Consider the following 25,805-nt stretch of genomic DNA (forward strand, 5'->3'; position numbering starts at 1 on the left):
TGATTAGTTGGTGGTTTTAATTTTTACTTTCGAACCGTCTTTAAGTGTTAAGGCGCCTTCTTTCACAATGGTTTCTCCATCCTCAAGACCGCTTAATACTTCAATCTGTCCTTCGTATTTTTTTCCGGTTTCAACTTGTCGTTTTGTCACCATAGCTTCGTCATTCTCCACTTCAGAAATTAAAAACACAAACTTTTCACCCTTACTGTTCTCCTGTATTACATTGGCCGGAATTAATTTAGCGTCATCCTCGCTGTAATCATTTATTTCGAGCTTGGCAACTAGATTCGGCTTTATCATTTTATCCTTGTTCGGAATATCGATCTCAATATCGAATGTCCTGTTATTCGGATTAATATAATTACCTACACTTTTAACTTTACCATCGATACTGGTATTGAGTGCCGGAAAGGATACCTTAACCTTGGTTCCCTGAGTAATACTTCCTAAATAATTTTCAGGAATTGACGCCTTCACATACATGTCGCTAAGGTTTACTATGCGCATTAGAGCCTGAGACCCGGGCGCTACTACCTGACCCTGCTCGGTGATCACTTCGTCTATCTCCCCGCTAAAAGGAGCCCGAACCGTTGTTCTGCCCAATTGAGCTCTCATCTGATTCACAGCGCTCTGCGAAGCTTCCATATTCGATTTGGCTTGTAAATATTGTATCTCACTTCCAATTTTTTGATCCCAAAGACGTTGCTGACGCTCATAAGTGGTCTTTGCTAATTGATATTGGGTTTCCAGTTGTGCCAACTGATTTGAAAGTCCGCCGTCATCTATTCTCGCCAGAACCTGTCCTTTACTTACCCGATCCCCTTCTTTAACATATACCTTCGTTAACAATCCCTGATATTCGGGATAGATGAGAATATTCTGATTGGTCTCAACATTTCCCTGTATGTCAATAAAATGTGAGAATAAGGTATCATTAACCGTAAAGGTTGTAACCAAAGGATACTTCTTTAAGGTGTCCTTTTCTGCGATTGCTGCATCGAGTTGAGCTATGACCTTAGAAATACTGTCATAGGACGCCATAACCGTTTGTTTTTTGGCCTTGATAGCTTCAAGATCTCCGCTTTCAATAACAGCATCAACCGATCGGGGATCTGTTTCTCCACACGAGATAAGTGTAAGGGAAGCAATTAGAAGGATGAATATATTTTTCATAGTAAGCATATTTTCGTGATTAGTTGTTGGTTCTTAATTGCGGAGTATTTAATACAGTCTCCAGATTCGCTTTATTGTTTATTAGCTCTAACATAGCCTGAAAATATTGTTGCTGAGCCGTGTACAATTGAGTTTGTGCCTGACGCAGATCGAAACTGGTTGAAAGGCCTTCAACAAACTTTATATTGTTCTTGTTCTCAATTCGTTGAGCCAGTGCCAGATTTTTCTTGGCGTTCTCGTAATTCTCTATCGAAAATTGATAATTACTCTTAGCACTGTTCACTTCAAGTTGAACGTTCTGAATAGTCTCTTCCAATTGAGTTTCGGCCTGCTCTAACGCAATTTTAGCCCGTTGCGTTTTTGCACTCCTCAATCCGCTGCTAAAAATGGGGATATTCATATTCACGCCTAATATGGAGGATTGAAACCAACGCTGGTCACCATCAAAGAAGGAAAACTCATCACTATTGGCAGCGGTACCGTAATTTACAAAGGCCGAGATGGTTGGAAGGGCTCTGCTCTTTTCCAGTTTAAGCTCAAGATTTCGTTGCTCGGTAAGATTGTACGCTATTTTGTAGTCCACATTTTCCTCAATATTCACTTCGGCTTCGAGAAAACGAAGCGATATATTGTTCTCGGCCAGATCGTCGAGACTATCTTCAAATAAAACATTCGACTCCACATCTATGCCCAAAGCGACATTAAACATTTGTCTTGCGATAGAAGCAGAGCGATACGCATTGTTCAAGTTGGTTTCTATATCCAAAAGCGTAATTTCCAATTGTTCCACACTTTCTTCTTCCGTTAAACCATTTTCATAGATCTTACGGGTTTCGAAAAGGTTCTTTTCAAGATTTTCTTTATTCTTTTCAAAAATTGCAATAAGTTCTTCGGATAGCAATACACTGCCGTAGGCATTGATGACGCCTTTGCGAACTTCAAGATTTGTTTTCTCGGCGGCATTTTCCGAAAAATCCAGAAAAGCCTTGGCGGCCTGCAGCCCTACTAAATAGCTTCCGTCAAAAATGAGCTGATCCAGGGTGGCAGTAGCCGAAGCATTTTGTTTGGTGCCAAAGGTAACGGGAACAAAAGTACCGGGTGCTCCACCTGTAAATTCACCCGGAATGAAGGTAACAGGCTGCTTAAGATTGTTTTGGTAATTTATATTTCCACTTATTTGAGGCAGTCCCGTTGCCGTGGTTTCCCACTTTTGCTTTATAGCTTTTGCAATGTCCCTGCGGGCATTGATGGCGGTGTAATTACTGTCCAGAGCAAAGGATACAGCTTCTTCCAATGTAAAACTATAGGAAGATTTTTCCTGTGAAAATGACAGAATTGAGGTACATACCGCAAATATTAAAATGAATATTCTGGTCATTATGTTGATTGTTGATTGATAATTTTATTTAAAGTTTTAAGCCCTTCTTTGGTAACGATCCCTCTTAGATGGTATTCAAGATATTCTGAAAGCAGAAATGCCTTAGGGAAATTTTCAACCGGGAAAAGCGAATCGTCTTTAATTCCCATAACACCAACATAATAGATTCGGGAAACAAAACCGATGTCAATATTCTCTCTGTAAAGCCCCATTTCCTTTCCTCGTTTAAGATTTTCAACTGTACAATCTTTCATAACCTCGTGCTGTTGTTCTTTTACACTTTCGGCGATCTGTGGGTAATATTTCTGCAGTTGATATTGAGGAGAGGATTTTTCGTCCTTTAATTGCAGCATCATAAATTTCTTGATCTCGTATAATTCTTCAATTGGGTTTTTATCAGATTCTCTAATATGGTCGATACCACAAGAAATCTTGTTGAAAAGTAACTGAGTTACTTCACTCACAAGCTCCGTTTTGTTTTTAAAATGAGTGTATATCGTTTTTTTGGAGATACCCATTTCATTGGCGATGTCGTCCATAGTCACACTTTTAAAACCAAAAGTGATGAACATATCTGCCGCTTTTTGTATAATCGTTTCTTTCATTTGCGGGTGCAAATGTATATCACGGAAACTTTAAAAACAATAAAAGTTTCCAAAGTTTTACATTTATTTAACATTTTGTTAAAAAATCCGGGTGAAGGCATTAAAAGTTGATCTTTGGGTGGTATGTAAAAGGCAAGTATTATTTTAGCCGGAAATTTGCAAGTAGTACATGAAGGATTTATCTGTATACCGCGAGGCCATTGAGTCACATCTATCCAATATTCTGAAGGTAAAGGAACCCGTTCAATTGTATGAACCTATTTCGTATATCATGTATCTTGGAGGGAAAAGATTGCGACCGGTATTAACCTTAATGACTTGCGATTATTTCGATACTCCTATTGAAAAGGCTATGAACGCTGCTCTGGCCATAGAGCTTTTCCATAATTTTTCATTAATTCATGATGATATAATGGACCATGCGCCTTTACGGAGGGGAGAAGAAACCGTACATGAAAAATGGGATGTCAATACAGGAATCCTGTCCGGCGACGCTATGCTTATATTAGCATATCGGTTATTTGAAGATTATGATCCGGAGTTGTTTAGAGATCTTGCCAAACTTTTCAGTAAGACTGCGATTGAGGTCTGTGAAGGTCAACAATACGATGTGGCATTCGAAACCCGGGATGATGTTTCCATAGATGAATATGTAAAAATGATCGCCTATAAAACAGCGGTTTTATTGGGAGCGGCATTAAAAATGGGGGCCATGGTAGCGAATGCTTCGGAAGGGTCTCAAAAGAGCTTATATGATTTCGGATGTAATCTTGGGATCGCGTTTCAGCTTCAGGATGATTATCTGGACGCTTTCGGCAATGCTGAAACTTTCGGTAAGCAGGTAGGTGGTGATATCATTGCCAACAAAAAGACCTTTCTGTATTTAAAAGCGATGGAGCAGAGTGCTGAATCAGATCGGGAAACCCTTCAGCACTTATTCGGAATTTCTCCCAAAGATCCTTCTCAAAAAATCGAAACGGTAAAGCAGATCTTTCAGGAAACCGGTGCGGCTGAAGCTACTCAGCTTGAAATAAAAAAATACACGCAAATGGCTAATAAGGACCTTGAAAGTCTGGAACTTTCCGAAGAGAAAAAGCAAGCCTTCAGAGATTTTGCGACTACCTTAATGAATCGTACCGTTTAAAAATAAACCCGCACAAAAGGCATCCAAGCATTTGCATAAATACTATCCTCCTCCTCGTACAACACATCATATCTAATGCCAATCGTTACATGTTGGGTTCGATAACCGACACCCAAAAACAAAGCGGGATACCAATAAGTATCATCTTCTATTCCAAGGGATTCTTCGAAATTTCGAGAGACATGGAGTTCCTCAAACTCGGCAGAAAGCTGAATTTCTGGAATCACATTGTATAAGCCCAGCACACTACCTCCTAAAATGGTAGCATTGTAACGATCCTTTAAACTACTATAAGTTCCATTAAGCCCTACCCCCAATGCAAATTGAGAATTGAACTCGTAAATGGCACTTGGTGCCAGGGTTCCGCTAAAAAAACCATCCCCAAAACTAAGTCCGATTCCACCTCCAAATCGAACCTGTGACCAGAAAGGCGATCGCTTTTCCTGAGCGAATGTATTCAAAGAAATTAGAAGCAGACAAAGTGAGAAAATGAGTTTTACAGAACACCGTCTTTGGGCTAAATTCATTGGGAAAGTTTTAAGATTAACCAACTATAAATATATAAAATCGAGGGGGGAAGTAATTAGAATTGTTGTATTTTTGTAACGTTTTATCAAAAAAGAGTCTTCTATTTTCCAATTATGGATAAATTTTCATTTCTCAATGCGGTTCACCCTTCGTTTATCGCAGATCTTTACGACAAATATTTACAATTTCCGGATAGTATAGAGCCCAGTTGGCGCGCATTTTTTCAGGGGTTCGATTTTGGTATCGAGAACGGATCTTTGGAAGCTTTGGGAATTGAACAAAACGGAGTTGAAATCCCGGGTGATGTACTCAAGGAGTTTCAGGTAATCAAACTCATTGACGGTTACCGAAACCGCGGACATCTTTTTACAAAGACCAATCCCGTTAGAGAGCGAAGAAAATATATTCCAACGCTGGATATCGAGAATTTCGGCCTCAGCAATGACGATCTTCAAACCACATTTAAAGCCGGAGAGGTACTCGGAATTGGAGAAGCGACTCTGGAACAAATTATTAAACACCTCAACAGTATTTATTGCGATTCTATTGGGATCGAATATATGTATATTAGAAAACCTGAAGAGATACAATGGATTCAGGATAAGCTGAACATCAATGATAATCAGCCAAAATTTTCCGAAGCACAAAAAAAACACATCTTAAAAAAATTAAATGAGGCGGTCGCCTTCGAAAATTTCCTGCACACCAAATATGTTGGCCAAAAGCGTTTCTCGCTTGAAGGTGGAGAAAGCCTAATTCCTGCCCTCGACACCTTAATCGAGAATGCAGCCGAAAAGGGAGTGGAAGAGTTTGTAATGGGAATGGCTCACCGAGGTCGTTTAAGTACCTTGCTCAATATCTTCGGAAAAAGCGCAAAGGATATATTTAGTGAGTTCGACGGTAAGGACTACGAACAGGATATTTTTGACGGTGATGTTAAGTACCATCTCGGATGGACTTCAAAACGAACTTCAGACAGTGGAAAGGAGATTAACCTCAATATTGCGCCTAATCCATCACACTTGGAAACAGTTGGCGCAGTAGTTCAAGGAATTGCCAGAGCGAAACAGGACCGAAAATACAAGAATTCGATCGAAAAAGTCTTGCCTATAGTCGTCCACGGTGATGCTGCCATTGCCGGACAGGGAATAGTTTACGAAGTTGTACAAATGGCCCAGCTTGATGGATATAAAACAGGGGGGACCATTCATATAGTGGTTAACAATCAAGTTGGATTTACCACTAATTATCTCGACGGACGATCCTCTACTTACTGCACCGATGTAGGTAAAGTAACTTTGTCCCCTGTCATGCACGTGAATGCCGATGATGCGGAGGCTGTGGTGCATGCCATGCTTTTTGCACTGGATTTCCGTATGACTTTTAAAAGGGACGTATTTATAGATCTGCTAGGGTATAGAAAGTATGGGCATAACGAAGGTGACGAACCCCGCTTTACACAACCTCAGCTATATAAAGCGATCGCGAAACATCGCAACCCGCGTGATATTTATGCCGAGAAGCTATTCAAACAAGGAATTATAGATGAAGGGTATACACAAAAATTAGAAGAGGAATACAAAAATAAATTAGAGGAAAAACTGGAAGATTCACGTAAAGTGGATAAAACCGAGATCACGGCTATCATGAAAGATGCCTGGGAAGGTTTCCATTATGCTCAGGAAGAAAAAATGATGGAAGCCGTCGATACTACGGTCGATATTAAAGATCTAACCGAGATCGCCGAGGTGATCACTCAGCTTCCAAAGGATAAAAAGTTCCTGAGAAAGATCAGTAAACTAATTGACGCCCGCCACACCATGTATTTTAAAGACAATAAGTTGGATTGGGCTATGGGGGAGTTATTGGCCTATGGCACTTTGCTGAAAGAAGGGTACGATGTGCGCATGTCCGGACAGGATGTGGAACGTGGTACCTTCTCTCATCGTCATGCTGTAGTAAAGGTTGAAGAGAGTGAAGAAGAGATCGTGCTTCTTAATAATTTAAATGGGAAACAAGGCGATTTTTATATTTACAATTCATTGCTTTCAGAATATGGCGTCGTAGGATTCGATTATGGATATGCCATGGCGAGTCCTAATACACTTACCATCTGGGAAGCACAATTTGGCGACTTCAGCAATGGCGCCCAGATCATGATCGATCAATATATTTCGGCAGCCGAAGATAAGTGGAAGACTCAAAACGGTTTGGTCATGCTTTTACCACACGGTTACGAAGGTCAGGGTGCAGAACATTCTTCTGCTCGAATGGAGCGTTATCTTCAAATGTGTGCGACAGACAATATGTTTGTGGCAGATTGTACCACACCGGCTAATATGTTTCATTTGCTGAGAAGACAAATGAAGGTGGATTATCGCAAACCACTTATTATATTTACACCGAAGAGTTTGTTGAGACATCCTAAAGTGGTATCCACTAAGGAAGATTTTGCTGAAGGTAGTTTCCAAATGTTGATCGATGACACCGAAGCCTTAAAGCGAAAAGACAAGATAAAAACACTGGTGTTTGTTTCGGGAAAATTCTATTACGATCTGCTTGAGAAACAGGAAGAACTAGGAAGAAAAGATATGGCCATTGTTAGAATAGAGCAACTGTTCCCATTGCCCATTGAGCAAATGAAAGCTGTAATGAAGCAATATAAAAATGCGAAGGATGTTGTTTGGGCCCAGGAAGAACCAAGAAATATGGGAGCCTATTCTCACCTGCTGTTGCATTTTGATGAAGCCAAGAATTTTAGAGTGTGCAGCCGAAAGATGTATGCTGCGCCGGCATCAGGAAGTTCGGTGCGCTCAAAGTTACGTCATGAAAAAGTGATTGAAAGTGTTTTTAGTACAGATTAGATTAAATAACCAAGTCCGAAAAGGAAAATAGAAATTATATGGCATTAGAAATGAAAGTTCCCTCACCTGGGGAGTCCATAACTGAAGTTGAAATAGCACAATGGTTGGTTGAGGATGGAGATTATGTAGAGAAGGATCAGGCTATCGCCGAAGTGGATAGCGACAAGGCCACCTTAGAATTACCAGCAGAAGCCAGCGGAATTATCACCCTCAAAGCAGAAGAAGGTGATGCTGTCGCGGTTGGAGATGTTGTGTGCCTCATCGATACCGATGCGCCTCGCCCCGATGGAAAGGAGGAGGTTGAAACCTATAAAAATCCGGGAGACGAAAAAGGAGAAGGAAATGCGGGCCCGGATCTCGATAAAGCCGATGCCGAGAACAAGGATACCGGAGAGAAAGCCAAAGCACTGGTTCAAACACCATCGAAATCATCTACGCCATCTCAGAAACAGGATCAAAAAACGTATGCCAGCGGAACCCCGTCTCCAGCGGCCAAAAAGATTCTTTCAGAAAAGGATATCGACCCTTCAACGGTCAAAGGGAGCGGTCGTGATGGCCGAATTACCAAATCGGATGCCGAAAATGCAAAACCCTCCATGGGTTCACCCGGAACCGGTGGCCGAGGGTCTGAACGCAAAAAACTCTCAATGCTGCGCCGTAAGGTAGCCGAACGACTGGTTTCAGCAAAAAATGAAACGGCCATGCTCACGACCTTTAACGAAGTGAACATGTCTGCCATCTTCGATCTTAGAAAAGAATACAAGGAATCGTTTAAAGAGAAACACGGTGTGAGCCTCGGATTTATGTCATTTTTTACTTTGGCCGTGGTGAGAGCTCTGGATCTTTATCCCGATGTCAACTCAATGATAGACGGAGATTATAAGATTACTTACGATTATAAGGATATTTCAATTGCGGTTTCCGGACCAAAAGGGCTAATGGTGCCTGTAATTCGAAATGCTGAAAATCTTACTTTCAGAGGAGTTGAAAGTGAAGTAAAACGCTTGGCCATACGAGCCCGGGACGGGCAGATAACTGTGGATGAAATGACCGGAGGAACCTTTACCATATCTAATGGAGGTGTCTTCGGAAGTATGCTCTCAACACCCATTATCAATCCACCTCAATCGGGTATCTTAGGGATGCACAACATTGTTGAACGCCCCATAGCAGTAGATGGAAAAGTGGGGATTGCACCTATAATGTATGTTGCATTGTCTTATGATCACCGAATCATCGATGGAAAGGAGTCTGTTGGATTTCTGGTTGCTGTAAAAGAAGCGCTTGAAAATCCCGAAGAGCTTTTAATGGATAACGATATAAAGAAAGCCTTAGAACTTTAATCACGCAAATTCAATACAATAAAAAAACCCCGGAATGTTTCGGGGTTTTTTGTTTGCTTAGTTAGTTGAAATTAAACCTGGCTATTATTTATATGAAACAAAATAATTCAGAATGTTAAGCAAAATGATGCTAACAATGGATAGAATTATTAAAACAACGACTACTTTCTTCAGTGTTGTTTTCTTATTCGTATAATTCTTTTTCAGCATCGCATCTTGCATAGTGTAAAGATGGGAAATTACTTACTTTATTAAAATACGTGTTAACACGTAATTTTTATATAAGCCTGTCGTGATGCTCTTTAGCCCAGATAAGTAGACTGTTCGTCTTGGGTTCCAGATTTAGTTTGGTAATGATATTACTGCGATGCTTTTCGACGGTTCTATAAGAGATAAATAATAAAGAAGCGATCTCTTTATTGGTTTTATCGTTTGCAATGAGCTTCAGAATTTTTTTTTCTGAAGGAGTTAGGATCGAAAGTGAATCATCGTACTCTTTATTTGTACTTAATAATTCCTTGATCTTTGGGCTAAAAAAGGCGTCTCCTTGTGATACAGTAGTAATACAGTTTTCGATCTCTTCTAGAGCAAATTCTTTCAATACATATCCAAAAATATTGAGCTCCTGAGCTTTTTCATATAATTCCCGCTCTTTATGCAGGGTAATGAGAACAATTTTAGTGTCTATACCATTAGCCTTACATTTCTTTGCGATCTCCAAACCACTCAAGTATGGCATCTGAATATCTAAAATCGCTATATCGGGATTTAATTTGGTAATAAGATTATATGCCTCTCTGCCATCGGTCCCGCTCCCAACAATGTTGTATTCCCGTTCGAGTAAAAAATCGTTTAACCCTTTCAGTAAGAGAGGGTGGTCGTCTGCTATGATGATCGAATGACGATTCATGATACCGGAAATTGAAATTCGATTAATGTACCGTTATTTTTCTTAGACTGAACGATCATTTGCCCGTTAAGGAATTTAGTTCGCTCCATAAGCGTCTTTAGCCCCAGTGACTTTACAGCACTGTATTTTTCAGAAAAATCGAATCCAATCCCATTATCCTTAATAGAAATGACGATCTTATTGGGAGCTTTTGAAATTGAGACCTTGCTGGCTTCCGCCTTGGCATGTTTAATAATATTGCTTAAACTTTCCTGAACTATGCGGTAAATATTAACTTCCTGCTCAGAATTAAAAAGATTATCTATGTTTTCTATTTCTGAAGATATAAAGAGCGTGGTGTTTTCATCAACCTGATTAATAGTATATTCTATCGCCTTGGTAATGCCCATTTCCTGAAGTTGAAAAGGATGCAACGCTCTAGAAATTGCTCTTACTTCATCAATGGTCTCGTCTACCATAGATTTAGTTTCGGTATCACCGGTATTCAGTAATTTATTTTTTATGAGTAACAGCCGCTGTCCAAGACCGTCATGCAAGTCTTTGGAGATTCGCAATCGTTCTTCTTCTTGTGAAATAAGCAGATCCTGGCTGTATTTCTCCTGAAGTAATTTTTTACTTTTTAATACCTGTCGGTTCCTGTATAATAATAAAAGTCCAAAAAAGAGTACTAGTGCTATAATGATAAAAATTATCAATTCCTTAAAGGCTTGGTTGTCTTTTTCCAATAGCTGGATGCTCGCACTTTGCGCTACGAGTTCTTTTTCTTTCTTTTCGGTCTCATACAACGTTTGATAGTATGCCAGCGAATTGGCAGTACTCCTGTTATACACCGAATCTTTTATAGCCGTATATTGACTGCGGTTCTCGACACTTTTTTGATAGTCGCCATTGGCTAAATATAGGGCAGCCAGAAGATCGTACGATTCTAATATCGCATCGGTATAATTATAAGATTTTGAATCATTCAGTTTTTCCAGAGCATAATCAATGGCAGTATCATAATCTTCTAGCGCAAAATGAAAATTGGCTATGGCGCCATTATAAGATATTCTGGAACTGATATTTTCAACACCTTTAATCCACTCACTTAATTTTAATACTGCTTTGGCCGCATTATCAGTATCATTCTCTGAGGAGTAATATTCCACCAGTTTTGAGTTGACATAGATTAACTGATCTATGCTTCTGTCCTCCTCCGGAATACTCTCAAGGATACTAAGCGCCATATGTAAATTCTCGAGAAAGCGTTTTTTGTCTCCCTGCTTTTTATAGTCCAGGGCCTGATTGTAGTATTCTACTACCAGGTAATTATTCAAGCCCAGTTCTTTAAGCTTTACGATAATTTTATCCCGTTCTTCCTTCGCTTTATCGTAAAACCCATTCATACTGAACATGGTTGTTATACCCTGCTGCGAATGCACCATATAGGCGTAGTCTTCTAAAGCTTCAAAGTATTCATACGCTTTTTTATAGCTTTCCCCGGCAGGGACAAATTTACCTAAGCTCGAATAGGCCTGACCTCTGAATAAATAGGCATCAGCCTTATAAAGAGAGTCTTTTACACCAAAATTTTCCAGTGCCAAAGTAAAATCATCTATCGCATCTCTGAGGTTAATTTTAAAATTGGCATTGCCACGCTTCAGATATAATCCCCCTAATAAAAAACTATCTCTTATCTTATATTTATGGGCGATAATACCGTTAATTATTGTCACCGCTTTCTCCGGCTGATTCTTCCGATTAGTAATAACCGCCTGTAAACGCATAGCCTTGCGAGCTGCCTGTTCGATACTGTCCATTTCCTTTGCCAGGTCTATGAACCGGAGACTATATTCTACAAATACATCGTCGTCTTGTCGGTAAGATTTGGATATCACTGAATCCAAAGCGGTTAATTTTTCAGATACATTCGATGTCGTTTCGGCTAAATTCTTGTAATGTTCTATATCCTGAGCATTCACCAATAAGGAGTGCACACACAAAAGAAGTAGGGAAAAGAATGATTTTGTCAAATCTCTATTGGTTTGTTACAGGAAGACTTTAAAAATACTAAAAAAATGTAACGCGCTGATTATTTAACATATAAAGCATTTCGTCCATAATCGATCACAGCTCGAACCTCCTTTAAAAAATCGGCGCCTATAATTCCGTGCACGACCTCTTCTTCCACCTGGGAAAGTGCTTCGTTTACATGGGAGAGATCGAAAATAATAAATGACATCTTGTTCAGTGTCCAGGATCCAATGGTAAAAGTATTGTTCCATGTTACTTCCGTAAGCATATTTATGGCACCCGCACCGGCTGCTTTTATTGAACTTTCTTCACTTTTCATAGCAAAATACGATACACTCTCGAAGCCAATACAGCTCGTTGATGCTCCGGTGTCTAAAATAAAACTACCCTTTTTCCCGTTGATGCTAGCGGTGAATTTATAATGCCCGCTATTTAATTTTTTTAAAGGGATTCTGTAAAACCCTTTCTTCTCCAATAATGATCTAAGTTGCGTCACCCAATTTTTTTTGTAAATATAGGCAACAAAAATGGTTAGCTTTGCAAACATGTTAACCGATACCCACACACATCTGTACAGTGAAGCCTTCAATGATGACCGTGAAGCAATGATGCAGCGTGCCTTTAAAGCAAAGATCAATAGGTTTTTTATTCCTGCCATAGATTCTGGATATACCGAGGCAATGTACGCTCTCGAAAGCCGTTATCCGGAGCATGTTTATTTAATGATGGGATTGCATCCTACATCAGTTAAAGAAAACTATAAAGAAGAACTTGCCCATGTTAGAGCGCAGTTTGAAAAGCGCTCGTTTTATGCGGTGGGTGAGATTGGTATCGATCTGTATTGGGATAAATCCACTTTGGAAATTCAGAAGATCGCATTTAGAGAACAGATAAAACTTGCAAAACAATATACTTTGCCAATTGTTATTCATTGCAGGGAAGCCTTCGATGAGATATTTGACGTTTTAGAAACCGAAAAAGATGAAAATCTCTTCGGAATTTTTCATTGTTTTACCGGAACTCGGGAGCAAGCAGAGCGAGCCCTTTCCTTCAACATGAAACTGGGAATTGGAGGGGTGGTTACTTTCAAAAACGGAAAGATCGACCGGTTTTTAGATCAAATCCCACTAACGGAGATCGTGCTCGAAACCGACTCACCTTATCTTTCGCCTGTACCTTACAGAGGGAAACGGAATGAAAGTAGTTACCTATCTTTAGTCTGTAAAAAGGTAGCGACGCTCTATGGAATTTCTGAAGAAGAAGTCGCAAGAATAACCACCGAGAACTCAAAAGCCGTATTTGGAGTCTAAACTCCGGGGAACTTAGTATTTAATACAAACCTAATGAAAAAGCCAGCTAACATACTCCTTATCTACACCGGAGGTACCATTGGGATGATCAAGGATTTTGAAACAGGGACCTTGAAAAATTTTAATTTCAAAGATCTGTTAAAACATATCCCCGAATTAAAACTTCTGGATTGTAAAATTGCGACTAAAAGTTTTAAAGAGCCCATAGACAGTTCAAATATGAACCCAGCATATTGGGTAGACCTTGCAATGATCATTGAAAAAGAATACGACAATTTTGACGGATTTGTAGTGCTGCACGGGAGTGATACTATGTCCTATACCGCCTCGGCTTTGAGTTTTATGTTGGAAAACCTCAGTAAACCGGTAATTTTCACAGGCTCACAACTTCCCATTGGTGACCTTAGAACCGATGCCAAAGAAAATTTGATCACCTCGATACAAATTGCAGCGCTGCAGGAAAAGGGAAATCCTAAAATTTCTGAAGTAGGACTGTATTTTGAATATAAATTATACCGTGCAAATCGAACGACGAAGATCAATGCCGAACATTTTGAGGCATTCGCTTCCCTAAACTATCCGGCACTGGCAGAAAGCGGTGTTCACTTAGTGGTTTCCTCTGAAGTACTCTATAAACCCAACAGGCGGAAGAAGCTGAAAGTAAATAAGAAGCTGGAATCTGGAGTGGTATTGCTGAAGATGTTTCCGGGAATGGATGAAGCGACAATATCACATATTTTAGCTTACGATAAAATGAAAGGTTTGGTATTGGAAACCTATGGTAGCGGAAATGTATCGAATGAGGAATGGTTTTTAAAAGCTCTGAAATCGGTTGTAGCCAGAGGCATACCTGTTGTGAATGTTACGCAATGTTCTGGAGGAAGTGTAACCATGGGACTTTATGAAACCAGTGTTGAACTTAAAAAAATGGGAGTGATCTCTGGAAAGGATATTACTACTGAAGCGGCTCTTGCAAAAATGATGTATCTTCTGGGTCAGAATGTATCTTCCAACAGTTTTAAGACTTTTTTCGAAACATCATTACGTGGAGAAATGCAGTAAATAAAGACTTGAAAAATTTTATCAAACTATTTTTTTTTTGTTATTTGCCGACCCGTTCTTAATCATAGTATTTTTATTTAGAGAGGTGGCCGAGTGGTCGAAGGCGCACGCCTGGAAAGTGTGTATACGCCAAAAGCGTATCGAGGGTTCGAATCCCTTCCTCTCTGCGAATACATTTATAAGGGAGTAATTTTTACAAGCTCGCTTGATAAAAATTACGACCGAAATAAATGTACAATTGCGAAGCAATTGCAGCAATCTTGTATTCCCGGCATACCCTTCCGGGATCATCGAGCGCAGCGAGATAATCCTGAATTGTGCTAATTTGTGTTGTATGGTGTTCCGGGATCATCGAGCGCAGCGAGATAATCCTGAATTGTGCTAATTTGTGTTGTATGGTGTTTTGGGATCATCGAGCGCAGCGAGATAATCCTGAATTGTGCTAATTTGTGTTGGATGGTGTTCTGGGATCATCGAGCGCAGCGAGATAATCCTGAATTGTGCTAATTTGTGTTGTATGGTGTTCTGGGATCATCGAACACAGTGAGATAATCCTGAATTGAAATAGTTTGTTTGTGGCTCTCCTGTAGATTTACAAGTAGGGGTAGCATCATTTCCATATGCCAAAGTCCTTTAGAGAAACCGATTTTGGAATCCGGAAATTTTCCAGATTATACTTAGTTATATGAGACTCAACCTATTCGATCTGAACCTTCAAACCTACGTTACATACTGGGGGTCGGTGAAGTTTAACCGTTTATCTAATCAAAAATATATAATTGTAGATTAACTAATAATTTTTATATCTTTAAACCTTTAACTAAAAACAAACTTTAAGTCGATAGCAATGAAAAAATTATTTTCTATTATGGCAATTGCCGCACTTGTTTTTGCGGGATCATTTAACGCAAATGCAGCGGAAGCACAAATTATGCCTACCAGCGTACAAACTTTGGTAAATGCAGCCACGGTAACCATTATTCAGGATGAAGAGGCTGCCTCTGCAGAAGAGCCACAAGGTTGGCATCAGAATTTAAAACAACGATTCATCGAAGGTGGTCCCGGATTTATGGGAATCGTACTTTTGTGTTTAATTCTTGGATTAGCAATTGCTATAGAGAGAATTATCTACTTAAACCTTTCTACAACGAACACTCAAAAGCTTGCTGAGAACGTTGAAGATGCATTGAATAGCGGTGGTATTGAAGCGGCCAAGGAAGTATGTAGAAACACAAAAGGACCTGTTGCGTCTATCTACTATCAGGGTCTAGACAGAGCCGATGAGAGCATTGAAGCAGCCGAAAAAGCTGTTGTTGCTTATGGTGGTGTTCAAATGGGACAATTAGAGAAAAATGTTTCTTGGATTTCATTGTTTATTGCTCTTGCTCCTATGCTTGGTTTCATGGGAACAGTAATAGGTATGATTCTTGCATTCGATAAGATTCAGTCTGCAGGTGATATGAACCCTTCACTTGTAGCCGGGGGTATTAAAGTTGCATTATTAACGACAGTATTTGGTTTGATCGTTGCTATTATACTGCAGATCTTTTACAATTACATTATTGCTAAAATTGACAGTATTGTAAACAGTATGGAAGATGCTTCTATCACATTAATCGATATGCTGGTAGATTACAAAAACAAACGATAATTTAAAATATACCAAATAATGGGTTTACATAAAATATTAAAAATAGTAGCATTGCTTCTAAGTGTTGCAGGGATTATCTGTTTAGGGATAATTTTGGCAGCCGGAGACGATGTTGTCAAGGAAACCGGAAAGGGTGTCGATGGCTTCTTATATGTAGCGTACATCATTTTTGCCCTGGTACTTTTATTCGTTCTGATATTTGTTCTTAAAGGTCTGCTCGCAGGCGATATTAAGAAAACACTTATGTCGGTTGGAGTATTCTTACTTATAGTAGTAATCTCTTATGTACTTGCTGATGGAGTTGAAACTCAAATGAGAGACGGTGAAATGCTTTCAGCAAGTGGCTCGAAGTGGGTAGGAACAGGACTATATACCTTTTACATCTTAGCAATTTTTGCTATAGGTGCTATGATTTTCAGCGGAATTAAAAAAGTAACAAAATAATGGCTAGAAGAGCATCACCCGAAGTTAATGCAGGATCTATGGCAGACATTGCCTTCCTCTTGCTTATCTTTTTCCTGGTAACTACTACCATCGAAAAGGATAAGGGGATCGCACGTCAGTTACCTCCCATTGAGCCTCCTACGGAGGAGCCTCCATTAATTAAGCAAAAGAACCTGTTCATTGTAAATGTGAACAAAAGCGACCAATTATTGGTTGAAGAAGAGTTAATGGAACTTAAAAACCTTCGCCAGGCAGCTATCGATTTTCTGGATAATGGCGGAGCTCCGGCAGGAAGCCCTGAACATTGTAACTACTGTAAAGGAAAACGTGACCCGGCATCGTCCGATAATCCCGATAAGGCGGTTATTTCGGTGCAGAATGACCGTTTAACGTCTTATAAGATGTATATAAGTGTTCAAAATGAACTGGTAGCGGCATATAATTATTTAAGAGACCGTGAGTCACAACGCTTATACGGCTGGAAATTTACCGAAGTGAAAAAAGCGATTGATGAGGGTAACTACCCTGGCGGAGAGACAGCCATAGCAGAGGCGAAAGAGAAACTTGAGAACATTCAGAAATTGTTTCCTTTAAAACTCTCTGAAGCCGAACCGAAAAGCAGAGGACAATAAACAAAAAGCGATTATGTCAAAATTTAAAAAGAAAAAAGGCGGGGAAGTCCCGGCAGTAAACACGGCATCTTTACCGGATATTGTTTTTATGCTATTGTTCTTTTTTATGGTAGTAACGGTACTACGGGATAATAACCTTTTGGTAAAAAATGAATTGCCAAAGGCCGATCAGGTTGAAAAGTTGCAAAAGGACAGATCTGTATATATCTATGCCGGAAAACCAAGCGAACGCTATAAAGACAAGTATGGAACTGAAGGTAGAATTCAGATCGGAGATAAATACACCGATGTTTCTCAGGTGGGATCTGCTTTGGAAGAAGCACGTCGTAAATTATTACCCGAACTACAGGATAAAGTAATGGTTGCCCTTAAAGTCGACGGGGAGACCAATACAGGTCTCGTAAGTGATATTAAGCAGGAATTAAGAGAATTGAATATGCTTAAAATAATTTATATTACTACTCCCGGGAACGAAACCGATAATTAGAAATTTGATACCCCTTTATATAAAACGCCTTGATACTTTTCAGGGCGTTTTTTTGTTTTACATATAAAGGAAATACATTTATCTTTATCCTATGTCAATTATTCAAATGCGTTTGTTTTTCTTCTTTCTGTTGGCCACAACTTGTTGCGTTATGGCTCAGGATACCATTCAATCCTCACCGGATACAAAGTATCGTGAAGATCAGTTTTACATTGGAGCTACTTACAATCTCATCACACAAGTGCCGGACGATGTAAATATACGCGGACTTTCTGGAGGCGTGCATTTTGGCTTTGTTAGGGATATACCCTTTAATCAACGTAGAAATCTCGCGATAGCCGTTGGCGCTGGACTTTCTTTTGATCGCTACGGACAAACATTGTTTATAGGTGAGACCGATTCAGAAAAGACTATTTTTAGTGTGTTGGATGATGATATTAATTACGACACAAACAGGTTTAGTACGGCTGCTATCGAAGCTCCTATAGAATTTCGATGGAGAACTTCCACAGCCGAATCCTATAAATTCTGGAGAATTTATGCAGGTTTAAGGGTTGGTTATGTGTATTGGTATAAAAGTACCTTTAAACAAACTGATAACAATGTGAATCAAACCGATATACCTGAATTCGACCGGACGAGATTAGGGCTTACCCTTAGTTTTGGATACAATACATTTAATTTCTATGGCTACTACAGTATTAATCCCTTCTTTACCAATGCCGCGACTACCGATGGACAACAGGTAGATTTTAAGACCATAAAGGTCGGACTCATATTCTACATTCTATAACCAGAAATTGAGCAATATAAATTGCGGAACGACACCTACAAAAAACCCGGTGATTATCTCCGGATAATTGTGTGATTCGGTATGTAATCGTGATGAAGCGACCCACCCGTTAGCAATAAATAACAGAACGATCCAGAGCAGTAAATTGATCTTAAAATGTATGCTGAGCGCCATTAGGAACATGGTAACACCTGCAATACCCATTTGATGCAAACTGATCTTGATCTTAAAAAAAACCAGTATTAAGGCAGTTATCGCTGAAAACAAAATACCCACGAAAAAATAATACAATTCAATACTGTCGTAAGGGTCAAAGACCATCTTAATTATTAAAAGCAAAAGCACGCTTTGGATCATAAGTGGCACCTTGCGCTCTTTTACTTCTTCTAACTGAACGGAGGAAACTACGTTAAGGTTTTTTAATAGGTAAAATGTGATAAGCGGAATGAGTAAGGTAATTATTGCTACGGCTATTAATTTTGCTCGTATCAACTCCGGATCCACATACCTTGGTGTAATAATAAAATACAGGAAAGTGCCTAAGAGAGGCATCAACAGTGGATGAAAAAGATAGGCTGCAATTCGTAAAAAATAATTCATCAAATTTCTTTTCTAAGTCTTGCTACAGGCATATCCAATTGTTCGCGATATTTTGCCACGGTACGTCGGGCAATGGGATACCCTTTTTCTTTAAGAATCTTAGCCAGTTTATCGTCGGTTAAGGGCTTCTTTTTGTTTTCCTCGGAAATCGTTATTTCAAGGATCTTCTTAATTTCCCTCGTCGAGACGTCTTCACCCTGATCGTTTTTCATGGATTCACTGAAAAACTCCTTAATCAGCTTAGTACCATAAGGTGTATCCACATATTTACTATTGGCAACTCTTGAAACAGTCGAAACATCCATGTCAATCTTATCGGCAATATCCTTTAAGATCATAGGTTTTAATTTGCGCTCATCGCCTGTTAAAAAGTATTCCTTTTGATGGTGCATAATGGAGTTCATCGTGACAAAAAGAGTTTGCTGTCTTTGTTTTATAGCATCAATAAACCATTTTGCAGCATCCAACTTTTGCTTTATAAACATCACCGCATCCTTCTGGGATTTCGATTTATCCTTAGATTCCTTATACCCCTTTAGCATATTTGTGTATTCTCTAGAGACATGCAACTCGGGTGCGTTTCGACCGTTTAAAGTAAGCTCAAGCTCACCATCGACGATCTTAATGGCAAAATCGGGCACTACGTGTTCTACCATTCTCGTATTTCCTGAAAAGGTTCCGCCCGGTTTTGGGTTCAACCCCTCAATTTCGTGTATGGCATCCCGCAGCTGATCCTCGGTAATATCGAATTTCTGAAGTAATTTTTTATAATGCTTTTTGGAAAAATGGTCGAAGGATTCTTTTATGATCGCTGTTGCCAGCTCAACTTCTGCAGTGGGTTCTTTGCGCTCCAACTGAAGGAAAAGACATTCCTGAAGATCTCTCGCCGCAACGCCCGGAGGGTCTAACTCCTGTACGATCTTAAGTACCTTCTCTACTTTTTCTTCCGAAGTGTATACATTTTGAGTAAATGCCAGATCATCAACGATGTCCTGAATATCCCTCCGAATATAACCACTTTCATCTACGCTTCCTACCAAAAATTGTGCGATCTCTTCTTCCTCATCGTCCAGCCTATATGTATTTAACTGCTGAAGCAAGTGCTGATTAAATGAAGTGCCCGAAGCATAGGGGGTTTGCTTTTCCTCATCGTCGGCACTGTAATTGTTGGCCGACAGCTTATAACTGGGGGTCTCATCATCACTTAAGTAATCATCTACGTTGATGTCGGTTTCAATAACTTCCGAACCATCATTATAATCATCTTCATAAGCGTCTTCATTGCTAAAATCATCATAAGGATCTTCATCATCCTTTCCGCCTTCAAGAGCAGGATTCTCCTCCATTTCCTGAGAGATCCTTTGCTCGAATGCCTGCGTGGGAAGCTGAATCAATTTCATTAACTGAATCTGCTGAGGCGAAAGCTTCTGGGATAATTTAAAGTTTAATTGTTGTTTTAGCATTGCAATTGCGTTGTTCAATATAAAGTTAAAAAAAACCAGCTACTTACATACGTAAGCAACCAGTTTTAATATAATGTTGTGATATGTTTTAATGTCGGAAGTCGGAAGTCGGAAGTCGGAAGTCGGAAGTCGGAAGCCAGAAGTTGATTGGTAAATTAGAATTCGGCATTTCCAGGGGTACGCGGATAAGGGATCACATCGCGAATATTACCCATTCCCGTTACGAACTGAACCATTCTCTCAAATCCTAGCCCGAAACCGCTGTGTACTGCTGTTCCGAATTTGCGCAACTCCAGGTACCACCACAGCTCCTTTTCATCGATACCCATCTCGGTGATTTTCTGCTTTAGTACGTCATAACGCTCTTCCCGTTGCGATCCGCCGACGATCTCACCTATGCCGGGGAAAAGCACATCCATGGCTCTAACCGTTTTACCATCCTCATTTAAACGCATATAAAAGGCTTTGATCTTGGCAGGATAATCGAAAAGAATTACAGGGCACTTAAAGTGCTTCTCCACCAAAAAGCGTTCATGTTCACTTTGTAAGTCGGCACCCCATTCTTCAATGATATACTTGAATTTTTTCTTCTGATTTGGTTTCGATCTTTTTAAAATGTCTATGGCCTCAGTATAACTTACCCGTTTAAAATTATTGTCGATAATGAATTTTAGCTTATCGCGGAGCACCATGTCACTCCGCTCTGCCTGAGGCTTGCTCTTTTCCTCTTCCAAAAGGCGATTTTCAAGAAACTCCAGGTCGTCGGCACAGTGGTTCAGCGCATAGTTAATAATGTATTTGATAAAATCTTCGGCCAAGTCCATATTCCCGGCAAGATCACAAAATGCGATCTCCGGTTCTATCATCCAGAATTCTGCAAGATGCCGTGATGTATTACTGTTTTCGGCTCTGAAGGTAGGCCCAAAAGTATATACCTTACCCAGCCCCATAGCATAGGTTTCAGCTTCCAACTGCCCACTCACTGTAAGATTGGTCTCTTTCTCGAAAAAATCTTCTTTATAATTCACATTGCCCTTCTCATCGAGTGGGGGATTCTTAGGGTCCAGAGAGCTTACTCTAAACATCTCTCCCGCACCTTCTGCATCGCTACCGGTGATGATTGGCGCATGCATATAGTAAAATCCGTTCTTCTGAAAATATTCATGAACGGCAAACGCCAGCTTAGACCGGATTCTCATTACCGCTCCGAACGTATTAGTACGCACGCGTAAATGAGCCTGTTCTCTAAGTTTTTCAAGGGTATGACGCTTGGGAGATAGTATGGTAAGTTTCACATCTTCAGGATTTGCCTCACCAAGGATTTCAATTTCCGAGACCTGCACTTCCACACTTTGACCCTGACCCTGACTTTCAACCAGAACACCGGTAACAGAGACTGCTGCCCCGGTTGTGATCTTTTTCAGAATTTCTTCATCAACTTTTTCGAAGTCTACAACACACTGTAAATTTTTAATGGTGGATCCATCGTTTAAAGCAATAAAACGATTACTTCGGAAGGAACGAACCCATCCTTTTACATTTATCTCATGTATTGAGGGTTCAGTCTGCAATAATGTAATGATCTCTGTATGATGCATGATTCAATTTTTGAAGGGGTAAAGATACTTTTTACGAATAAAATGAACAACTAAAGCACTAGCTATCATCATCATTTTCATCCTCTCCGTCGGGAATGATTTGAAGGGCAGGTTGCTTGAAGGTTTCTTTGTTCGCAATACTTCTTTCCAAAGACAATAATAAACAGGGAAGAAGCAATAAATTGGCTAGCATGGCAAATAATAACGTTGCCGAAACCAGCGCTCCCAAAGCCACAGTGCCGCCGAAACTAGATATGGTAAATACCGAAAACCCAAAAAACAACACGATAGATGTATAGAACATACTCACCCCGGTCTCCCGTAATGCCGCGTATACCGATTTTTTGATCTTCCAGTTATTAGCGATCAATTCCTGCCTGTATTTTGCCAAAAAGTGAATGGTGTCATCCACCGAAATTCCAAAGGCTATACTAAACACCAGTATGGTGGAAGGTTTTATAGGAACACCCAAGAAGCCCATAAGTCCGGCGGTTATAATAAGTGGGAGTAAATTAGGAATTAATGACACCAGGATCATTCGTGCACTTCGAAACATCCAGGCCATAAAAAGAGCGATGAGAAAAATGGCTAGCGATAATGAAATCACGAGATTGTTAACGAGATATTTCGTTCCCTTCTGAAATACTACAGCTTTTCCTGTGACCGAAACATTATATCGTTCGGGGGGGAATATCTTATCTATTTTAATTCTAAGATCCTCTTCAATTCTTTCGTAACGCTCGGTTTCGGTATCCTTCATAAAAGTCGTGATACGCGCATATTGACCGGTACTGTCTACATAACTTGATAGAAGATTCGAATTTTCAACACTGTTCTTTGCATAGGAGAGTAAAAAAGTTCGCTCTTGACTATTAGGTAATTGATAATACTCTGGGTTGTTGTTGTAATAGGCCTGCTTGGAGTATTTTGTAAGTTCGGCGACCGAGATTGGGCGGGAGAATTCGGGAAATTCCTCAATAAACACCTGCAATTCATCAATTCGCTTTAAAGTCGCGAGTTTCATCACTCCCTTAGGGCGTTTAGTGTCTACAAGGATCTCCAGAGGCATGATTCCCTCATATTCCTGTTCAAAGAATTTGATATCCTTAAAGAATTCTGCTTTTTTCGGCATATCCTCAATAAGACTTCCCGAGATCTTTATTTGGAACATCCCGATTATACTGGCACATAACAAGACAACCGCTGAAGTATAGATCGCTATTCGGTGTTCCCTCACCGTAACTTCCATCCAGTTTACAAAGCGTGCGATCCAGTTTTTATTCAGATGCTTTAGGTGCTTGTATTTCGGAATTGCCATATAGCTGTATACTATAGGGATAATAAATAAACTAAGAAGAAATATAGCTATGATATTAATGGACGCAACTATACCAAACTCCTTTAGAAGTTTGCTGTTGGTAAGAATGAATGTCGCAAATCCTGAAGCCGTGGTTACATTCGTCATCAAGGTGGCATTTCCAATTTTACTGATGACCCGTTGAAGGGATTTTGCCTGATTCCCGTGATTTTTGATCTCCTGCTGGTATTTATTGATAAGGAAAATGCAATTTGGAATACCAATAACAATAATAAGCGGTGGGATCAACGCTGTGAGAACCGTTATCTCATAATGCAACAAGCCAAGGATGCCAAAAGCCCACATTACCCCAATGATCACGGTTGCCATTGAAATTAAAGTCGCTCTAAACGATCTGAAAAAGAAAAAGAAGATCATGGAGGTTACCAACAATGCAGCCCCGATAAACATTCCTATTTCATCAATTATATTTTGTGAGTTTAAGGTTCGGATATAGGGCATGCCCGAAGTGTACACCTCAATTCCTGTCTGTTCTTCAAAATCTTCAATTAACGGAATGAGATCTTCAACGATAAAATCTTTTCGCGCTGCCGTATTTACAATGTCCTTTTTTAAATAGATCGCCGTGCGTACCGATTGTTTGTCCGGACTGTAAACTAATCCTTCATAAAAAGGAAGGTTGTTAAATAACTCATAGGAATATCTGTTGAGTTTTTTTTGAGTGAATACACTGTCCTTTATAAACGGTACTAATTGAAATCCTAAAGTGTCGGTTCGTTTTTCTAATTTCTGAAGATCTCCTACAGACAGTGTTAGATCGACTTCGGTGTTTGCGCCAATATCTTTCGAAAGAGTGGTCCAGGCAGTAAATTTTTCAGGGGTGAATAACGAAGAATCCTTAACGCCTATAACGATCAGGTTTCCTTCTTCACCGAACTCTTTTAGAAATTTTGTGTATTCCAGATTTACCTCATGATCGTCTGGCAGAAGGTTTGCTTCGGTATAGGTAAATCGCATATGCTTCCATTGTAACGCGAGAAGCACGGTAATTGCCGCAATAACAATGAGAATAGTAGTACGATTCCGCAAAATGAATCGGGCGACTGTGCTCCAAAATCCTATACTGAATAATTTATCCAAATCTAACTTCCTTTTGGCCCGGGCAAAGGTATGAATTCTCTTTAAGGAAGGATATAATTCGCTTTGCTTTTATTGAGCTAAAGCTTCAGATAAAAAGTAAATTTGAAAGAAATATTGTCTTCCGTATCGGGCAAATGATAAAACCCGTATCTGTATGCAAAACTAAGTCCGAACCCAAAAAGAAGTTTATTTAATTCAAACCCCGATTCAGAATAAACTTCGGTAAGTGTATTAAAAGGAATTCCTAAATGTTCTTCTGAATTCTGAAGGTCTCCCAAAGCATGACGTGTCACAAAAACAAGTTCGGGTTTAAATCGCTTCCCGAGGTTAAACCTACGCAAACTGTGTTTCACCTGAAGCGTTGTAAGTCGGTCTGAAAAGAATTCCCCGAAATACATGGTTTCAAAGCTACGTCTCCCGGCTACAGAAAAACGCTGAAAGATCTCATCCTTGGTTGGACTGTTGGGATAGGCATGAAATAGGTGCGTTAGGGGGACTTCACCGGTAGCAAAATTTCCTTCCAGCAAAATGTTGGTAGAGGATAGGTCTGTTCTTTTTATATAGTAATCGAGCTTTAGACCAAATTTTGTATACGTAAAATCGCTTCTCACTATTCCGGGAATACCCTGGGTTACTTGAGCACTTATTTTCGGAAATCCGTCAAAATATTCAATTCTTCCGTCTTCGGTAGTAAAAAAATTGGTTTTCGGACTTATACGAACAGACGCCGTAACTTCAGCGGTATTGTAACTGTCGTAAAAGATACCGTCATCCAAGAACCGATAATCTTCAATCTGATCAATTCGGGAGCGGGAAAATCGCAATTCAGAAAGAAATTTTGGGCTAAACTCATGCTGGATATTGGTTTGCCATGTTCGGTATTTATAAAATTGTGTCACATTAACCAGACGTGGTTCGAAAACTGAATACACTCGCGCGTCGGTTAAATAATTAAACGTTCCAATTTCCCGAATATCATCTATATAGGATACATTGATCCAGGTCTTGGTTTCGGCATTTAAACGCACACTTCCACCTAAACTGAATTTAATATCCTTATCCTTAAATCCGCGCGCAAAATAGCCGCCCAGTTTTACGTCATCGAAGAGCTTCTCATTGGTTAATCCGCCTACGCCCAATCTAATTCCTTCGTAATTGTTGTATTTTATTAGATATCTTAGATCGACATCAAAAAAGCCGATGGGATAAAATCCTGTACTTAACGGACTATCCTTCTTTTCGGTTCGGGTTGCGGTTGTATCTTGTTTGGTTTGAATTGCCGGCTCCTGCGCAAACACAGCTATTTCCAAAAGCAGAAATATTAATAAAAGTAAGTTGCGCATAGAGGG

At 39.8% G+C, this 25,805-nt stretch carries 22 protein-coding genes and 1 tRNA gene; 11 read left to right on the forward strand and 12 right to left on the reverse strand.

The features are described 5' to 3' along the window. Positions 1-3: 3 nt before the first annotated feature. From ALE3EI_RS05845 to ALE3EI_RS05855, 3 genes are read right to left on the reverse strand one after another with little or no spacing between them, the layout of a single operon-like run. Positions 4-1,173 (reverse strand): efflux RND transporter periplasmic adaptor subunit, encoded by a 1,170-nt coding sequence (locus ALE3EI_RS05845; RefSeq protein WP_186991864.1) that lies wholly within the window; start codon positions 1,171-1,173, stop codon positions 4-6. Between the two features lie 19 nt (positions 1,174-1,192). Next, a complete protein-coding gene (locus tag ALE3EI_RS05850; RefSeq protein WP_186991866.1) occupies positions 1,193-2,551 on the reverse strand; it encodes a TolC family protein in 1,359 nt (452 codons plus the stop codon). Next, positions 2,551-3,156: a TetR/AcrR family transcriptional regulator gene (locus ALE3EI_RS05855; RefSeq protein WP_186991868.1), complete on the reverse strand. Its 606-nt coding sequence runs from the start codon at positions 3,154-3,156 to the stop codon at positions 2,551-2,553. The genes ALE3EI_RS05850 and ALE3EI_RS05855 overlap by 1 nt, the downstream gene beginning before the upstream one ends. Positions 3,157-3,325: 169 nt before the next feature. Between ALE3EI_RS05855 and ALE3EI_RS05860 the strand changes: the two genes are divergently transcribed. Next, on the forward strand, positions 3,326-4,300 hold the full coding sequence (locus ALE3EI_RS05860; protein WP_186991870.1) for a polyprenyl synthetase family protein: 975 nt from the start codon (positions 3,326-3,328) through the stop codon (positions 4,298-4,300). On the opposite strand, the gene ALE3EI_RS05865 is transcribed toward ALE3EI_RS05860, so the two are convergent. Then, positions 4,297-4,827: an alpha-ketoglutarate decarboxylase gene (locus ALE3EI_RS05865; RefSeq protein WP_186991872.1), complete on the reverse strand. Its 531-nt coding sequence runs from the start codon at positions 4,825-4,827 to the stop codon at positions 4,297-4,299. The genes ALE3EI_RS05860 and ALE3EI_RS05865 overlap by 4 nt on opposite strands. 114 nt (positions 4,828-4,941) lie before the next feature. On the opposite strand from ALE3EI_RS05865, the gene ALE3EI_RS05870 reads away from it, so the two are divergent. Both ALE3EI_RS05870 and odhB read left to right on the forward strand, forming a co-directional pair. Beyond that, positions 4,942-7,692 carry a 2-oxoglutarate dehydrogenase E1 component gene (locus ALE3EI_RS05870; protein ID WP_186991874.1) on the forward strand — a complete coding sequence of 917 codons (2,751 nt, stop codon included), beginning with the start codon at positions 4,942-4,944 and terminating at the stop codon, positions 7,690-7,692. 38 nt (positions 7,693-7,730) lie between these two features. Further along, on the forward strand, positions 7,731-9,035 hold the full coding sequence (gene odhB / locus ALE3EI_RS05875; protein ID WP_186991876.1) for a 2-oxoglutarate dehydrogenase complex dihydrolipoyllysine-residue succinyltransferase: 1,305 nt from the start codon (positions 7,731-7,733) through the stop codon (positions 9,033-9,035). A gap of 277 nt (positions 9,036-9,312) precedes the next feature. On the opposite strand, the gene ALE3EI_RS05880 is transcribed toward odhB, so the two are convergent. From ALE3EI_RS05880 to ALE3EI_RS05890, 3 genes are read right to left on the reverse strand one after another with little or no spacing between them, the layout of a single operon-like run. Beyond that, positions 9,313-9,945, reverse strand: a complete 633-nt coding sequence (locus ALE3EI_RS05880) for a response regulator (protein ID WP_186991878.1) — start codon at positions 9,943-9,945, stop codon at positions 9,313-9,315. Continuing rightward, positions 9,942-11,957 carry a tetratricopeptide repeat-containing sensor histidine kinase gene (locus ALE3EI_RS05885; protein ID WP_186991880.1) on the reverse strand — a complete coding sequence of 672 codons (2,016 nt, stop codon included), beginning with the start codon at positions 11,955-11,957 and terminating at the stop codon, positions 9,942-9,944. Before ALE3EI_RS05885 ends, ALE3EI_RS05880 begins: the two co-directional genes overlap by 4 nt. 59 nt (positions 11,958-12,016) lie before the next feature. Next, entirely contained in the window at positions 12,017-12,454 is a 438-nt protein-coding gene (locus ALE3EI_RS05890; RefSeq protein WP_233280008.1) for a retropepsin-like aspartic protease family protein, read from the reverse strand. A gap of 49 nt (positions 12,455-12,503) precedes the next feature. On the opposite strand from ALE3EI_RS05890, the gene ALE3EI_RS05895 reads away from it, so the two are divergent. The 8 genes from ALE3EI_RS05895 to ALE3EI_RS05930 all read left to right on the forward strand — a co-directional run bounded on the left by ALE3EI_RS05895 (position 12,504) and on the right by ALE3EI_RS05930 (position 18,337). Next, entirely contained in the window at positions 12,504-13,268 is a 765-nt protein-coding gene (locus ALE3EI_RS05895) for a TatD family hydrolase (protein ID WP_186991884.1), read from the forward strand. A 33-nt stretch (positions 13,269-13,301) separates the two neighbouring features. After that, positions 13,302-14,330 carry an asparaginase gene (locus ALE3EI_RS05900; RefSeq protein ID WP_186991885.1) on the forward strand — a complete coding sequence of 343 codons (1,029 nt, stop codon included), beginning with the start codon at positions 13,302-13,304 and terminating at the stop codon, positions 14,328-14,330. Positions 14,331-14,409: 79 nt separating this feature from the next. Beyond that, positions 14,410-14,497 (forward strand) — tRNA-Ser (locus ALE3EI_RS05905). Between the two features lie 680 nt (positions 14,498-15,177). Beyond that, positions 15,178-15,981 (forward strand): MotA/TolQ/ExbB proton channel family protein, encoded by an 804-nt coding sequence (locus ALE3EI_RS05910; RefSeq protein WP_186991887.1) that lies wholly within the window; start codon positions 15,178-15,180, stop codon positions 15,979-15,981. A gap of 18 nt (positions 15,982-15,999) precedes the next feature. Then, complete coding sequence (locus tag ALE3EI_RS05915) at positions 16,000-16,425, forward strand: hypothetical protein (protein WP_186991889.1); 426 nt, start codon at positions 16,000-16,002, stop codon at positions 16,423-16,425. After that, on the forward strand, positions 16,425-17,057 hold the full coding sequence (locus ALE3EI_RS05920; protein ID WP_186991891.1) for an ExbD/TolR family protein: 633 nt from the start codon (positions 16,425-16,427) through the stop codon (positions 17,055-17,057). Before ALE3EI_RS05915 ends, ALE3EI_RS05920 begins: the two co-directional genes overlap by 1 nt. Positions 17,058-17,070: 13 nt before the next feature. After that, on the forward strand, positions 17,071-17,544 hold the full coding sequence (locus ALE3EI_RS05925; RefSeq protein WP_186991893.1) for an ExbD/TolR family protein: 474 nt from the start codon (positions 17,071-17,073) through the stop codon (positions 17,542-17,544). Positions 17,545-17,635: 91 nt separating this feature from the next. After that, entirely contained in the window at positions 17,636-18,337 is a 702-nt protein-coding gene (locus tag ALE3EI_RS05930; RefSeq protein WP_186991895.1) for a porin family protein, read from the forward strand. Here the strand turns inward: ALE3EI_RS05930 and ALE3EI_RS05935 are convergent. The 5 genes from ALE3EI_RS05935 to ALE3EI_RS05955 form a co-directional block, all read right to left on the reverse strand. Continuing rightward, complete coding sequence (locus tag ALE3EI_RS05935) at positions 18,332-18,937, reverse strand: hypothetical protein (RefSeq protein ID WP_186991897.1); 606 nt, start codon at positions 18,935-18,937, stop codon at positions 18,332-18,334. The two genes, ALE3EI_RS05930 and ALE3EI_RS05935, sit on opposite strands and share 6 nt — an antisense overlap. After that, positions 18,937-20,400, reverse strand: a complete 1,464-nt coding sequence (rpoN, locus tag ALE3EI_RS05940; RefSeq protein ID WP_186991899.1) for an RNA polymerase factor sigma-54 — start codon at positions 20,398-20,400, stop codon at positions 18,937-18,939. Before rpoN ends, ALE3EI_RS05935 begins: the two co-directional genes overlap by 1 nt. Positions 20,401-20,555: 155 nt before the next feature. Then, on the reverse strand, positions 20,556-21,998 hold the full coding sequence (gene asnS / locus ALE3EI_RS05945) for an asparagine--tRNA ligase (protein WP_186991901.1): 1,443 nt from the start codon (positions 21,996-21,998) through the stop codon (positions 20,556-20,558). A 58-nt stretch (positions 21,999-22,056) separates the two neighbouring features. Beyond that, entirely contained in the window at positions 22,057-24,456 is a 2,400-nt protein-coding gene (locus ALE3EI_RS05950) for an efflux RND transporter permease subunit (protein WP_186991903.1), read from the reverse strand. Positions 24,457-24,533: 77 nt separating this feature from the next. Beyond that, complete coding sequence (locus tag ALE3EI_RS05955; protein WP_186991905.1) at positions 24,534-25,799, reverse strand: DUF5686 family protein; 1,266 nt, start codon at positions 25,797-25,799, stop codon at positions 24,534-24,536. Positions 25,800-25,805 lie beyond the last annotated feature (6 nt).

The organism is Constantimarinum furrinae, from assembly GCF_014295415.1.
Lineage (GTDB): Bacteria > Bacteroidota > Bacteroidia > Flavobacteriales > Flavobacteriaceae > Constantimarinum > Constantimarinum furrinae.

Excerpts from the sequence above, each read along its gene's own strand:
- ALE3EI_RS05845 (WP_186991864.1), bottom strand. The coding sequence starts at position 1,173 with ATGAAAAATATATTCATCCTTCTAATTGCTTCCCTTACACTTATCTCG.
- ALE3EI_RS05850 (WP_186991866.1), bottom strand. The coding sequence starts at position 2,551 with ATGACCAGAATATTCATTTTAATATTTGCGGTATGTACCTCAATTCTG.
- ALE3EI_RS05855 (WP_186991868.1), bottom strand. The coding sequence starts at position 3,156 with ATGAAAGAAACGATTATACAAAAAGCGGCAGATATGTTCATCACTTTT.
- ALE3EI_RS05860 (WP_186991870.1), top strand. The coding sequence starts at position 3,326 with ATGAAGGATTTATCTGTATACCGCGAGGCCATTGAGTCACATCTATCC.
- ALE3EI_RS05865 (WP_186991872.1), bottom strand. The coding sequence starts at position 4,827 with ATGAATTTAGCCCAAAGACGGTGTTCTGTAAAACTCATTTTCTCACTT.
- ALE3EI_RS05870 (WP_186991874.1), top strand. The coding sequence starts at position 4,942 with ATGGATAAATTTTCATTTCTCAATGCGGTTCACCCTTCGTTTATCGCA.
- odhB (WP_186991876.1), top strand. The coding sequence starts at position 7,731 with ATGGCATTAGAAATGAAAGTTCCCTCACCTGGGGAGTCCATAACTGAA.
- ALE3EI_RS05880 (WP_186991878.1), bottom strand. The coding sequence starts at position 9,945 with ATGAATCGTCATTCGATCATCATAGCAGACGACCACCCTCTCTTACTG.
- ALE3EI_RS05895 (WP_186991884.1), top strand. The coding sequence starts at position 12,504 with ATGTTAACCGATACCCACACACATCTGTACAGTGAAGCCTTCAATGAT.
- ALE3EI_RS05900 (WP_186991885.1), top strand. The coding sequence starts at position 13,302 with ATGAAAAAGCCAGCTAACATACTCCTTATCTACACCGGAGGTACCATT.
- ALE3EI_RS05910 (WP_186991887.1), top strand. The coding sequence starts at position 15,178 with ATGAAAAAATTATTTTCTATTATGGCAATTGCCGCACTTGTTTTTGCG.
- ALE3EI_RS05915 (WP_186991889.1), top strand. The coding sequence starts at position 16,000 with ATGGGTTTACATAAAATATTAAAAATAGTAGCATTGCTTCTAAGTGTT.
- ALE3EI_RS05920 (WP_186991891.1), top strand. The coding sequence starts at position 16,425 with ATGGCTAGAAGAGCATCACCCGAAGTTAATGCAGGATCTATGGCAGAC.
- ALE3EI_RS05925 (WP_186991893.1), top strand. The coding sequence starts at position 17,071 with ATGTCAAAATTTAAAAAGAAAAAAGGCGGGGAAGTCCCGGCAGTAAAC.
- ALE3EI_RS05930 (WP_186991895.1), top strand. The coding sequence starts at position 17,636 with ATGTCAATTATTCAAATGCGTTTGTTTTTCTTCTTTCTGTTGGCCACA.
- ALE3EI_RS05935 (WP_186991897.1), bottom strand. The coding sequence starts at position 18,937 with ATGAATTATTTTTTACGAATTGCAGCCTATCTTTTTCATCCACTGTTG.
- rpoN (WP_186991899.1), bottom strand. The coding sequence starts at position 20,400 with ATGCTAAAACAACAATTAAACTTTAAATTATCCCAGAAGCTTTCGCCT.
- asnS (WP_186991901.1), bottom strand. The coding sequence starts at position 21,998 with ATGCATCATACAGAGATCATTACATTATTGCAGACTGAACCCTCAATA.
- ALE3EI_RS05955 (WP_186991905.1), bottom strand. The coding sequence starts at position 25,799 with ATGCGCAACTTACTTTTATTAATATTTCTGCTTTTGGAAATAGCTGTG.